Origin of the sequence: Hydrogenobaculum sp. (assembly GCF_049967395.1) — a bacterium.
Lineage (GTDB): Bacteria > Aquificota > Aquificia > Aquificales > Aquificaceae > Hydrogenobaculum.
Genome location: NZ_JBMFST010000004.1, coordinates 42,721 through 54,633 on the forward strand (window position 1 = coordinate 42,721; position 11,913 = coordinate 54,633).

General features: G+C 36.0%; 13 protein-coding genes. All 13 read left to right on the top strand.

Annotation, left to right across the window (positions count from 1 at the left end; genetic code table 11):
• Entirely contained in the window at positions 1 to 1,482 is a 1,482-nt protein-coding gene (locus tag ACP5S8_RS01300; RefSeq protein WP_461875391.1) for an NADH-quinone oxidoreductase subunit N, read from the top strand.
• A 5-nt stretch (positions 1,483 to 1,487) separates the two neighbouring features.
• Positions 1,488 to 1,859, top strand: coding sequence for an NADH-quinone oxidoreductase subunit A (locus ACP5S8_RS01305; RefSeq protein ID WP_015419358.1), 372 nt, complete (start codon positions 1,488 to 1,490; stop codon positions 1,857 to 1,859).
• Positions 1,859 to 3,574: an NADH-quinone oxidoreductase subunit D gene (locus tag ACP5S8_RS01310; protein WP_461875392.1), complete on the top strand. Its 1,716-nt coding sequence runs from the start codon at positions 1,859 to 1,861 to the stop codon at positions 3,572 to 3,574. Before ACP5S8_RS01305 ends, ACP5S8_RS01310 begins: the two co-directional genes overlap by 1 nt.
• On the top strand, positions 3,571 to 4,617 hold the full coding sequence (gene nuoH / locus ACP5S8_RS01315; RefSeq protein ID WP_461869828.1) for an NADH-quinone oxidoreductase subunit NuoH: 1,047 nt from the start codon (positions 3,571 to 3,573) through the stop codon (positions 4,615 to 4,617). The genes ACP5S8_RS01310 and nuoH overlap by 4 nt, the downstream gene beginning before the upstream one ends.
• A gap of 4 nt (positions 4,618 to 4,621) precedes the next feature.
• Positions 4,622 to 5,248: a NuoI/complex I 23 kDa subunit family protein gene (locus ACP5S8_RS01320; protein ID WP_461869827.1), complete on the top strand. Its 627-nt coding sequence runs from the start codon at positions 4,622 to 4,624 to the stop codon at positions 5,246 to 5,248.
• Entirely contained in the window at positions 5,241 to 5,762 is a 522-nt protein-coding gene (locus tag ACP5S8_RS01325; RefSeq protein ID WP_461869826.1) for an NADH-quinone oxidoreductase subunit J family protein, read from the top strand. The genes ACP5S8_RS01320 and ACP5S8_RS01325 overlap by 8 nt, the downstream gene beginning before the upstream one ends.
• On the top strand, positions 5,755 to 6,087 hold the full coding sequence (gene nuoK / locus ACP5S8_RS01330; RefSeq protein WP_012513804.1) for an NADH-quinone oxidoreductase subunit NuoK: 333 nt from the start codon (positions 5,755 to 5,757) through the stop codon (positions 6,085 to 6,087). Before ACP5S8_RS01325 ends, nuoK begins: the two co-directional genes overlap by 8 nt.
• A gap of 2 nt (positions 6,088 to 6,089) precedes the next feature.
• Positions 6,090 to 7,928: an NADH-quinone oxidoreductase subunit L gene (gene nuoL, locus ACP5S8_RS01335; protein WP_461875393.1), complete on the top strand. Its 1,839-nt coding sequence runs from the start codon at positions 6,090 to 6,092 to the stop codon at positions 7,926 to 7,928.
• Positions 7,921 to 9,399, top strand: coding sequence for a complex I subunit 4 family protein (locus tag ACP5S8_RS01340; RefSeq protein ID WP_461875395.1), 1,479 nt, complete (start codon positions 7,921 to 7,923; stop codon positions 9,397 to 9,399). Before nuoL ends, ACP5S8_RS01340 begins: the two co-directional genes overlap by 8 nt.
• Positions 9,399 to 10,793, top strand: coding sequence for an NADH-quinone oxidoreductase subunit N (locus tag ACP5S8_RS01345; RefSeq protein WP_461869823.1), 1,395 nt, complete (start codon positions 9,399 to 9,401; stop codon positions 10,791 to 10,793). Before ACP5S8_RS01340 ends, ACP5S8_RS01345 begins: the two co-directional genes overlap by 1 nt.
• Positions 10,786 to 11,436, top strand: coding sequence for a guanylate kinase (gene gmk / locus ACP5S8_RS01350; RefSeq protein ID WP_461869822.1), 651 nt, complete (start codon positions 10,786 to 10,788; stop codon positions 11,434 to 11,436). Before ACP5S8_RS01345 ends, gmk begins: the two co-directional genes overlap by 8 nt.
• Positions 11,411 to 11,656: a DNA-directed RNA polymerase subunit omega gene (gene rpoZ, locus ACP5S8_RS01355; protein ID WP_461869821.1), complete on the top strand. Its 246-nt coding sequence runs from the start codon at positions 11,411 to 11,413 to the stop codon at positions 11,654 to 11,656. The genes gmk and rpoZ overlap by 26 nt, the downstream gene beginning before the upstream one ends.
• The coding region (locus tag ACP5S8_RS01360; RefSeq protein ID WP_461875397.1) for a M16 family metallopeptidase at positions 11,637 to 11,913 on the top strand (277 nt) is incomplete at its 3' end. The genes rpoZ and ACP5S8_RS01360, both read left to right, overlap by 20 nt.

Below are 11,913 nucleotides of genomic sequence, written 5' to 3' on the forward strand. Positions count from 1 at the left end.
ATGGATATAAGGCTTCTACTGGGTTCTACAAACTTATACGAGTTTAAATACTTACTTCCAGAAATAACGGTGTTTTTTGGTGCATTTGTCTTATTTTTGCTAGATATCGTTATGAAAAACTCGGAAACAAAGAAGAGGGTTTTTCTATGGATATCAATTTTGTTTTTGGCTCTATCGGTGCTTAGTTTTTCATTTAAAAGTGCATTTTTTAAAGATGTTTTCTCTGGTACCTATACTATAGACACGCTTGGTATGTTTTCTAAAATTTTTGAGATAGTTCTCACGCTAATGGTATTGCCATTTTTGCACACTTATATGAATAAAAAGAATACATTTTATTACGAAGTTTATTATATAACCTTTCTAAGTTTGCTAGGTATGATGACGCTTTCTTCTTCTTACAATCTTGTTGTAATATATGTGTCGCTTGAGATGGTGTCTATTAGTTTTTATATAATGACAGCTCTTTTTAGAGGGTCTTTTATATCAAAAGAAGGTGCTTACAAATACCTTGTTATAGGTGGTATAAGTATAATAATAGCTCTTTATGGTGCAGCCTTTATGTATGCAGCTTCTAAATCCTTGGATATAAGAGCCATTATGTCTTCTTACAACGATGCAAACGCAGCTTATCTTATAGTGGGTATGATATTGTTTTTATTAGCTTTTGCTATAAAAATTGGTATAATACCGTTTCATTTTTGGCTTCCGGATGCTTATACTGCAGCTCCTACTCCTATAACCGGCTTTATGGCATCAGCTGGTAAGCTGGCGTTTTTTATACCTTTACTAAGGTTAGTGCCTTACGTAAACCAACATTTATATTCGTCTTGGATGATATCAGTAAGCATATTAGCTGCCGCCACCATGATAGTGGGTAATGCTTTGGCTTTGGTACAAAGCGATTTAAAAAGACTATTGGCTTACTCTTCAATAGCCCATAGCGGATACATACTCTCTGTGTTGTCTTCTAACTCTAGTATGGGTTTAAAAGCTGCGATATATTTTGTGTTTGTTTATAGTGTAATGGGACTTGGTGCTTTCTTGGTATTAAGCGTGTTAGAACAAGCTGAGGAATGGGACAATCAACTTCCTAAAATAGGTGGACTATATAGAAACACTGGATTTTTGAGCATAAGTTTTGCAGTATTCATATTTGCATTGTTAGGAATTCCGCCAACAGTAGGTTTTGTAGGTAAGGCTTTAGTATTTTTGGGGCTTGCTATAAAAAATATATATTGGCTTGGATTTGTTCTAATATTGGCTACGGCTATATCTACCGGTTATTACGTAAGGATCGTGGTACTTATGTTTATGAAAGATGTGGAATTTCGCTTCAAACCACATTATGATATATTAGAAAATGTGTCTATAAGCCTTTTAGTTTTTCTTACTTTTGTGCTTGGGATGTTTCCGTTTGTACTTTGGAATGGTATTAGCAATATTTCGGAATTTTTATTTAAAATAGCTAACTTGAGGTGATTTGTATGGCTTATATAGGTCTTTTATCTTTGTTGGCTGTTATGCTTGGGTTGAGCGTTGTGCTTATATCGTTGAACTGGCTTTTAGGACCTAAGAAAAAAGAGCCTTACAAAACCTATCCTTACGAATGTGGTGTTCCTCTTTACGATGATACCGCTCAGACTACGTTCCATCAAGGGTATTATATATTAGGTCTTCTTCTGCTGTTGTTTGATATAGAAGTAGCCTATTTATTTCCTTGGGCTGTTGTTTATAATTATCTTGGTATATTTGGATTTATAGAAGTGTTTTTGTTTCTTTTGATTTTAACGTTTGGTTTGGTGTATGCCTGGAAAAAAGAAGCGCTTGATTGGCAGTTTGATTTGGAGAGTTTGTGATGCAAGCAAGTGAAAGGACTTTAAACGAAATAAAAGCTAAGCTACCTTATGTAGAAGTTAAAAAGGATAAATTATTATCTGTAGTTTATGTACAAAAAGAATTGCTTATCAATACTTTAAAAGCTATAAAAGAAGACTTTGGCTTTAAGCTTTTCATAGACCATTCTGTAGTGGATACTTTAGAGGCTCAAAATCGTTTTGAGGCTTTTTATATACTGTACAACGTTGATACAAAAGAACGTATAGTAGTAAAGACTAGAACTGAGCATTCGTTGCCAAGCGCAGAAAAGTTATGGTTTGCAGCTAAATGGGCCGAAAGAGAATGCTACGATATGTTTGGTATAAACTATGAGGGTCACGAACATCTAGTTAGGGCTTTCATGTGGGATACTTATAGCTATCATCCGTTGAGAAAAGATTTTCCGTTGCAAGGTTATGAAACAGTAGAACTACCTTCCTTAAATGAAACTGTTTTTGGAGACAACCTTTCTGGTACTATGAACTATAGACGAACACACACGTATGTGCCTACGCTGAAAGATTTGGAATATACAGAAAGAAATAGGATAAAAAAGAAAGCTCAGGTAGTGCTCAACTGGGGTCCGCTTCACCCTGGGACTCACGGCACTATGTGGTTTTTGTTTGACCTTGAAGGAGAGCGTATAGTACAAACCGATGTCATACTTGGGCAACTTCATAGAGGCGTTGAAAAGTTAGCAGAACACGAACCCTACCAACAATTTTTGGTATATACAGACAGAATGGATTATATATCTGCTCTTTGTAGCAATCAGGCTTGGACTGTGGCTGTAGAAAGGCTTCTTGGCATAGAAGATATTGTACCGCTAAAAGCCAAATACATAAGAACCATGATGTCTGAATTACAACGTATAAACTCTCATCTTCTTTGGCTTGGAACTTACGCTCTTGATTTGGGTGCTTTAACTATATTTTTATACGCTTTTAAAGAAAGAGAAAAAATAATGGATATAATAGAAGGCATAACGGGCGCAAGACTCACTATATCTTATACAAGAATAGGTGGAGTGAGAATGGACCTACCGGAAGGGGCTTTAGAAGTTATTGAATCTTTTATAAAGTTTTTCCCTAAAGAGTTAAAAGACTGGGAGAAAATACTTAGTAGAAATAGAATATGGGTTAAAAGAAACAAAGATGTAGGTGTTTTATCTAAAGAAGACATATATTTTTACGGGCTTACAGGTGCTGTTGCAAGAGGTTCTGGTGTATTTTACGATATAAGAAAATTAGAACCCTACGATGCTTACAGCATGGTGGAATTTGATGTACCCTTGGGGGAAAACGGCGATTGTTACGATAGATACCTTGTCCGTATAGAAGAGATGAAACAAAGTATAAGGATAATAGAGCAATGTGTTCAAAAGCTGAAAACTATGTCGCCAAACGAGCCTTTTATGGCAGAATCTCAAGACCCTAAAAAACTAAAACTTACATTGGATGGTATAGGCTTGAAAGTACCAGCTGGGGAGATTTATTCCTCAGGAGAAAACCCGCGAGGTGAGCTTGGGTTTTATATAAATTCAAAAGGCGGTTTAAAGCCTTACAGAGTAAAGATAAGACCGGGTTCTTTTTATAATCTTTGTGTATATCCTCATCTTATGGAAAATAGGTATGTGGCAGATGCTGTTACTATATTGGCAAGCCTTGACCCTGTTGTTGGGGAGGTAGATAGATGAGTATAGTAGCTTTGGGTATCATAATAGCTATCAAAGTAGTAGTTATACTAGCCATAATACTTGGTATAGGTGCTTACCTTACGCTAGTGGAAAGAAAGGTGGCAGCTCACATTCAAAGACGCCCAGGTCCAATGGTGGTGGGTTGGCACGGGCTTTTACAACCTTTGGCAGACGGTATTAAGCTTTTAACAAAGGAAGATATATTGCCGTCTTCTGCAAACCAAGTACTTTACAATCTGGCTATCATTATGGCTTTGGTCCCAGCTTCTTTGGTGTTTGCTGTAGTGCCTTTTGGACCAGAGATACATGTGTTTGGTTACGATGTAAAACCTATACTTACAGATGTAAACATTGGCATAATAATGGCGTTTGCTTTTGGGTCTTTAGCGGTATATGGAGTAGCCCTTTCTGGATGGGCTTCAAATAGTAAATACGCTTTAATAGGTGCTCTTAGAAAAGCTGGTATTATCATATCCTATGAGGTGGTGATTACATTTGCAGCGTTAGGACCCATTATGTTGGCAAAGTCTCTTTCCACATACGATATAGTAATGGCTCAAATCCATCAGAAGGTTTGGTATATTTTCTTACAACCTATATCTTTTGTAGTATTTGTTTTTGCGCTTTTGGCAGAAACCGGAAGAGTGCCTTTTGATATCCAAGAAGCAGAGGCTGAACTCGTAACAGGTTTTACAGTGGAATACGGCGGTATGAAATTTGGATTATTTCCTTTGGTAGAATGGTACGTAGAAGTGCTTTCTCTATCCTCTATATTGACTGTGCTCTACCTTGGTGGTTGGAGTCCTATAAATATACCTTTTGTAGGATTTGTAGACCCTCTTTTCTTTTTGGGACCATGGTCTGGCTTTATTTGGTTTATAATAAAAGTTACCATTTTGTTTTTGCTTGTGCTTTGGCTTCATTGGACGTTGCCAAGGTATAGAATAGACCAAATTACTACGATAGCGTGGAAAGTGATGTTGCCTTTGGCACTTTTTAACATACTTATAACTGCCTTTATAGCACCTTTGTTGAGAGGTTAGGATTATGATAAAGAAAGTTTTTGAAAAACCTTTAAACTTTTTGGAAACTATACTTTTCTTGGATTTTATAAAGGGTATGTCTATCACTATCAAGCAAGCCTTTACAAAGACTATAACTACTCATTATCCTTATGAAAAATTAACACCTCCTAAAAGATTTAGGGGATTTTTTGGCCACAAAACGGTAAACGGCTTGGAACCGCAACCGGCTTTTGACGAATGGGTAGAGAGAATGAAAATAGAGCCCCGTCCAGGTCAGTCAAGGTGTGTTGTATGCTATTTATGTAAAAAAGCTTGTCCAGTACCAGATTTATTTGAGATAGATGGTCAAAAACTTGAAAACGGTAAAAAGGTCGTATCTGTATTCAATATGAACCTTATGCTTTGCACATTTTGTGGTTTGTGTGTAGATGCTTGCCCGGTAGATTGTTTATTCCAAAGCGATATACACGAAACAGCTTCTTTTTCAAGAAAAGATTCTATTTTAAACTTAGAAAAGCTTGAAGCTATAGGTAAATCTTGGCAAGACAGAAGAGAGCATGAGCCAGACCGTATATGGATAGACGATGATGCTAGACAAGCTCTTTGGAGAGAAAACAAATTAAATCTTAAAAAGGTGGACAATGCTTAACCAAATCGCTTTTTATCTATTTGGTAGTATAAGCATAATATGTGGTTTGGGTGTTGTTAGTGCCTCAAATCCAATATACGTAGTTTTATGGCTTTTAGGAGCTTTAATAGCGATAAGTGGAATATTTTTCAGCGCTGGTGCTGAGCTTTTGGGAGCTCTTCAGCTAATGGTTTACGTTGTGGCTATAGCAGTTTTTTATATACTCATCATTACAGCGGTTCCTTGGAGAAAACTACATAAAAACGAACAGCACAATAGATTGATAGGCGTCACCGTACTTCCTTTTATAGCCCTGTTGTATGTAGAAGCTTTCATAGTGGGAATATCTGGTGTTTCTATAACTAAAAATAAAATTATAGAAACTATAACAAAAAACTATGGAAATGCAGAGGTAATTGGTATTAAACTATTTAGCACATATTTTTGGGCTTTTGAGCTCATGTCTGTGCTTTTGCTTATTAGTATGATAGGGGCCATTTTGCTTGGTAGAAAAGAGGAGAAAACGTATGATTGAGACTATTGCTAGCAAATTGTTGGTTCAAAATGTGAGTCAGTATTTTATCTTGTCATTTATACTTCTTGGGATAGGGCTTTTTGGCATGATGGTTAGAAAAAACCTTATTACCATTCTAATGTCTTTAGAGTTAGCGTTAAACTCTGTAAATATAGCCTTTGTTGGTATAGATAGACTAAACCATCTTATAGACGGTGAGATTTTTGCCCTTTTTACAATAGCTTTAGCGGCAGCTGAAGCAGCGGTTGGTCTTGGTATTATACTTTCTTTGTTTAGATTAAGAAAAGCAGAAAACGTAAACGAAATCATAGATTTGAAGGGGTAAAGATGCAATCTCTAATACTTCTTTTCCCACTGCTATCCTTTATAACGATAGGGCTGTTTGGCAGACGTATAGGTGATCTTGCATCAGGCGTAATAAACGCCGGTGCTGGTATATTGAGCTTTATAGTGGCTCTTATCACCATGCTGTCTATGAAAGGACCAAAAGATATAGTATTTTACAAATTCTTACCTTTATCAAACACATCTGTAGACATAGGGATATATATAGATAAACTGTCTATCACCACTACAGTTACCGTTACTTTTGTAGCCAGTGTTATATTTGTATACGCAATAGGCTATATGAGATATCTTTTTGGTAACTGGACATTTAAATTCTTTGCATACTTTAGTTTGTTCTTGTTCTCAATGCTTCTTATACTGCTGGGAGATTCTCTTATACTTATGTTCTTTGGATGGGAAGGCGTTGGTCTTGCATCTTATCTTTTGATAGGGTACTTCCATGAAGAAAAGTTTGCTACAAAGGCAAGTTTAGAAGCCTTTGTGATGAATAGAATAGGAGACTGGTCTTTTATTTTAGGTATCATATATACTTTTTGGTTGTTTGGTACGTTATCCTTGCCAAAACTTTTTGAGAACGCCAACTATGTTCCCGGTATCACTTTAGCTACGCTTCTTCTTTTTGGCGGTGCTGTGGGCAAATCAGGACAAATTCCTCTACATACGTGGCTTCCAAATGCAATGGCTGGTCCAACTCCTGTATCAGCACTTCTACACGCTGCTACAATGGTGGCTGCTGGTGTTTACATGGTGGCAAGACTTTATCCAATATTTTCTTTGTCCCAAACAACGCTAAGCTATATAGCAATAACAGGTGTTGTTACAATGCTTTTTGCCGCTTTGGTGGCTACAGTGCATGACGATATAAAAAAGATAATAGCTTTTTCTACCATGAGTCAATTGGCAATCATGTTTACAGCCCTTGGTATGGGATTTCCAACAGCAGCTATGTTTCATCTTACAACACACGCTTTCTTTAAGGCTCTCTTGTTCTTAGCTGCCGGTGCTGTAATAACAGGGCTTCATCATCACACTCAAAACATATTTGAAATGGGTGGTCTCAAAAAATACATGCCTATTACCTTTTCAGCTTTTATGATAGGTGCGTTGGCACTTTCTGGCTTTCCTCCCTTTGCCGGTTATTTTTCAAAAGATGCTATAGTATCTTCGGTAATGGATAAAAATACGCTTGTAGCCACGTTAATACTTGTAGCTTCTATGCTTACAGCTTATTACATAACCAGAGAAGCTTTTGTGGTGTTCTTAGGAGAAGGGCATTACCATGAAGAACCTCACGAAGTAGAACCTATAATGAGCTTTCCAATGCTCATACTAAGCTTTCTATCCCTTATGGGTGGATTTTTGCTTTGGAACTATTTCTCCTACATGAACAGCTCTATAGAACCACCTTCTTCTTTCATAGCACATTCTATTTACGGTATTATAGTTGCCATAGTAGGTATATCTCTTTCTTATCTTTTGTATGTCAAAAAAATTGTAGATCCAAATACGCTTTACGAACTATTTAAGCCTATACACACTCTTATGAAATCTCAGTTTTACACAGAATACATCTATCACAACATAATAGCAAAAGGTTATCTTGCCATATCAAGGCTTATATATAAAGCAGTAGATCGTATAATAATAGATGGATTTGTGAACGGGGTGGCAAGTACTACGTCAAATTACGGTAAACCTATTAGCAGACTTCAAAATGGCAAGCTAAATTACTACGCTCTTTATATGCTTTACGGTGTTGTTTGTGTATTTTTGCTTTTAATCTTAGTAATCTTTAAAGGGGGTATCCTAAATGGCTAGTATTCTCAATATAGCTATATTTTTACCTTTGGTGGGCGCTTTTATAGTGTCTCTTTTTAGAAATGAGTGGCTTACTAAGGTAGTATCTATAGCGATATCAGGGGTCGTTTTCGCTTTAAGCGTTATACTACTTGTTAACTTTAATCCAAACACTCATCATTTTCTTTATAGGACTACCGTACCATGGATATCATCTCTTGGCATAAATTACGATGTTGGTTTAGATGGGCTTGGTGTATCTTTGTTTACCCTTACTGCTCTTATATTTTTTACAGTTTTTATATGGGCTATAAAAGTAAAGGAAAAACCAAATCTTTTTTACGCATTGTTTCTAATACTTGAAACCACTTGTCTTGGTACCTTCTCTGCTCTTGATCTATTCTTGTTTTACCTTTTCTGGGAAGGAATGCTAGTTCCTATGTACTTCATAATAGGTTTCTGGGGACACGATAGAAAAATATATGCTGCAAATAAATTCTTTATATACACATTTTTTGGTAGTTTATTTTTACTGCTTGGTTTAGCCACAATGATAGTTTATGGCTATTTTATAAGTGGTCATATATCTTTTGAATACGACTTCCATAGGCATATAGCTTATCCTCTTTGGCTTCAAATAATACTTTTTGTGCTTTTCGGTATAGGCTTTGCCGTAAAGGTACCCATGTGGCCTGTACACACGTGGCTTCCAGATGCTCACGTAGAAGCTCCTACTGCTGGTTCAGTGGTTTTGGCGGGAGTTTTGCTAAAAATGGGCACTTTTGGCTTTGTAAGGTACTCTCTTCCTCTTTTCCCACAAGCTTCCAAGATATTTATCCCTATCATGTTTATGCTTAGTGTAATAGCTATTATTTACGCTGCTATGATGGCTATATCTCAAACAAACATAAAGAAGTTGATAGCATATTCTTCAATCAGCCACATGGGAATGGTAACCCTTGGAACATTTGCCCTTTCTGTGAGTGCTATAAATGGAGCTTCTTATATGATGATAGCTCACGGTCTTAGTTCTGCAGCTTTATTTTATGCAGCTGGTTTTATATATGATAGATTCCATTCCTATGAGATGTCGGATTTAGGCGGTATAGCCAAATATCTTCCAAACTTTGCTATTTTATTTATGATAAGCGGTTTGGCATCTATAGGGCTTCCTGGTTTCTCTGGTTTTGTCTCTGAGTTTTTAATATTACTTGGCACTTTCAAATATTTCCCAATGTGGGCTATTGTTGCTGGTGTAGGAATGGTGCTCGGCGCAGCATACTTCTTGTATATGTATAAGAATGTAATGCTTGAATCTGCCTCTTTACCAGAATCTAAAATCCAAAAACTTCAACATACTATGGATTTGGAGCTTCACCACATAATACCTTTTGTGTTAATACTTTTTGGTGCTTTTATAATGGGAATTATGCCATATAACTTTGTTAACATAGTCTCTCAAACATCAAAGCTTATTTTAGGGAGATTTTGATGAAAGCGTTGTATCCTGATATCATCACAACTGTAGGTATAATATTTCTGATAATTGTAGAGTTGTTTTTACCAAGCTTTGACCTTATAGGTTTTCTCGGGTTTTTAATAAGCTTTATAAGTGGCGTGCTAGCTATAAAATACTCGTTGGCAGGATATCGTTTCAACGAGTGGTTGCTTGATATAAATGCTTTTTCTTTGTTTTTAAAAGGTGTAATATACATACTTACATCTTTTGTGATATTTAGTTCTGTAAGCTTTTTTAAAAGCAAAAAGACCTTCTTAGAAAATGTATATACGTTTCTTCTTATCTCTTTAGGCCTTTCAATAATGGTATCTTCTAAAAATCTTGCAGTTATATTGTCTGGCTTGGAACTTGCCTCTATATCCATGTACATATCCGTTGGTATGTTAAGGGACGACTACGTGTCAAAAGAAGCATCTTTTAAATACCTTGTGCTTGGAAGCATGGCTACTGCATTTTTTGGTATTGGGAGCGCATTTTATATAGGGGCTACTTCCCATCTTGGTATTATAAGCGTATCCGTTAACCATAACACCGCTTTTGCCTTAGCATCTTTGTTTTTGTTTATAGCTTTTGCTCTAAAAGTATCAGCTGCACCTTTTCATTTTTGGACACCAGACGCTTACGAAGGGGCTCCCACTTCTACCACAGCCTTCATATCTACGGTTCCAAAAATAGGGTTTTATGCGGTTATATTTTTGTTGGCAAGTTATATATTTCCTATAACCAACAATTTTAGCTATATAGTTGGTATTGTAGGTGTTATATCAATGTTTTGGGGAAACTTGGTAGCTTACGCTCAGAATTCTGCCAAAAGGATGCTGGCTTATTCTTCAATAGGGCATGCTGGTTATTTCCTAATAGGTTTTTCAAGATACAATCCGTTATCGGTAAGCTCCACAATATTTTATGTGATAGTTTACGCTTTTGCTACAGCGGGTGCTTTCTTGGTGCTTTCAATACTAGAAAAAAATCAATCTTGGACCCACGACATGAACAACTATAAAGCACTTTACAAAAAAAGCCCCTTTTTGGCAGCTGCTTTAGCTTTATTTTTGTTTGCTTTAATAGGCATACCGCCTTTTGCTACTTTCGTAGGTAAGTTAGGCATATTTTTGGGTCTTGTAAACTCCAACGCTTGGTTTTTCGCTATTTTGTTTGTTATAGGTAGTGTCATAGCCGCTGGTTATTATTTAAAATTAATTGTTTATATGTTTTTTAAAGAACCTGTTGCGGAGGACAATATGTCGTTGTCGCTTAACTTATTCGATACAATAGGGATTAGCGCTTTTCTTGTAGCTGTTTTTTTCTTCGGAATTTTTCCAAACGTATTGTTTGATATAATATTAAAAGATATGTTTCATGGGTAACATTGTAGTATTGTCTGCACCATCTGGAGCTGGTAAAACCACTATAGCTTACAAGCTTTTAGAAGAACTTAAAACGCTTAAAAGAGTAGTTACCGCAACCACAAGGCCAAAAAGGGCCAACGAAAAAGATGGCCTAGATTATATCTTTTTATCTGAGCAAGAGTTTAAAAGCATGATAGAAAACAACGAATTTGTTGAATATGCAAACGTTTATGGTTATTACTACGGGACTCCTATAAAAAGCGTTAAAACTCTTATAGAGGAAGGTTATGATGCATTACTAGTTATAGATGTGCAAGGTGCTAAAAATATAAAAAAACTGTTTCCCTCTTCTCTTTTGATATTCTTAATGCCGCCTTCTTTGGAAGAGCTTTATGCAAGATTTAAAAATAGAGGCTTTGAAGACCAAAACGCCTTAAATAGAATTGAAGCTGCAAAAAAAGAGATATCCTGTGCAAAGTATTTTGATTTTATTGTAGTAAATAGATATGTGGATGAAACAGTGAATATGATTAAATCTATTATTTATTGTAATAAATCAAGAAGAGAATACTTTTTAGAGCACAAAGACCACGTAGGAAGTGATATAATAAATATTTTAGAAGGAGGTAAGTGTGATGTCTTCGAGACCGAAGATTTATGAAGCTCTTAAGAAGGTTAACAACAAATACGAACTTGTACATGCGGCTGTTAAATATACAGAAAAACTAATGCAAGAGGACGATAGCTCTTTTATAAGAGGAAAAAGAGAGCTTATCAAAAAAACGTTCTTTGCTATAAACAGACTTGCAGATAGCGATATAGAAATAAAAATAACAGAAGAAAACGAAGAAATAAATAAAAATGAAGAAATACATAGCTGACATAATCTATGAGCAATTAGAAAACGGCGCAAAAGTATACATAAGAAAAAGACCAGATGTAGAATCTGTATCCATACAGGTTTGGTTTAGCGTAGGCTCTAGCTATGAAGATTATAAGGAAAAAGGCATGGCTCACTTCCTTGAACATATGCTTTTTAATGGCTCTGAAAGATATGAATACGGTGAATTGGATGTTTTGGTAGAAGGATTGGGAGGTCAAATAAACGCCGCCACCTCAAAAGATTTTACATATTATT

What these genes read in the sequence shown, in the direction of transcription:
- ACP5S8_RS01300 (WP_461875391.1), top strand. Translation starts at nt 1, where the DNA reads ATGGATATAAGGCTTCTACTGGGTTCTACAAACTTATACGAGTTTAAA.
- ACP5S8_RS01305 (WP_015419358.1), top strand. Translation starts at nt 1,488, where the DNA reads ATGGCTTATATAGGTCTTTTATCTTTGTTGGCTGTTATGCTTGGGTTG.
- ACP5S8_RS01310 (WP_461875392.1), top strand. Translation starts at nt 1,859, where the DNA reads ATGCAAGCAAGTGAAAGGACTTTAAACGAAATAAAAGCTAAGCTACCT.
- nuoH (WP_461869828.1), top strand. Translation starts at nt 3,571, where the DNA reads ATGAGTATAGTAGCTTTGGGTATCATAATAGCTATCAAAGTAGTAGTT.
- ACP5S8_RS01320 (WP_461869827.1), top strand. Translation starts at nt 4,622, where the DNA reads ATGATAAAGAAAGTTTTTGAAAAACCTTTAAACTTTTTGGAAACTATA.
- ACP5S8_RS01325 (WP_461869826.1), top strand. Translation starts at nt 5,241, where the DNA reads ATGCTTAACCAAATCGCTTTTTATCTATTTGGTAGTATAAGCATAATA.
- nuoK (WP_012513804.1), top strand. Translation starts at nt 5,755, where the DNA reads ATGATTGAGACTATTGCTAGCAAATTGTTGGTTCAAAATGTGAGTCAG.
- nuoL (WP_461875393.1), top strand. Translation starts at nt 6,090, where the DNA reads ATGCAATCTCTAATACTTCTTTTCCCACTGCTATCCTTTATAACGATA.
- ACP5S8_RS01340 (WP_461875395.1), top strand. Translation starts at nt 7,921, where the DNA reads ATGGCTAGTATTCTCAATATAGCTATATTTTTACCTTTGGTGGGCGCT.
- ACP5S8_RS01345 (WP_461869823.1), top strand. Translation starts at nt 9,399, where the DNA reads ATGAAAGCGTTGTATCCTGATATCATCACAACTGTAGGTATAATATTT.
- gmk (WP_461869822.1), top strand. Translation starts at nt 10,786, where the DNA reads ATGGGTAACATTGTAGTATTGTCTGCACCATCTGGAGCTGGTAAAACC.
- rpoZ (WP_461869821.1), top strand. Translation starts at nt 11,411, where the DNA reads ATGTCTTCGAGACCGAAGATTTATGAAGCTCTTAAGAAGGTTAACAAC.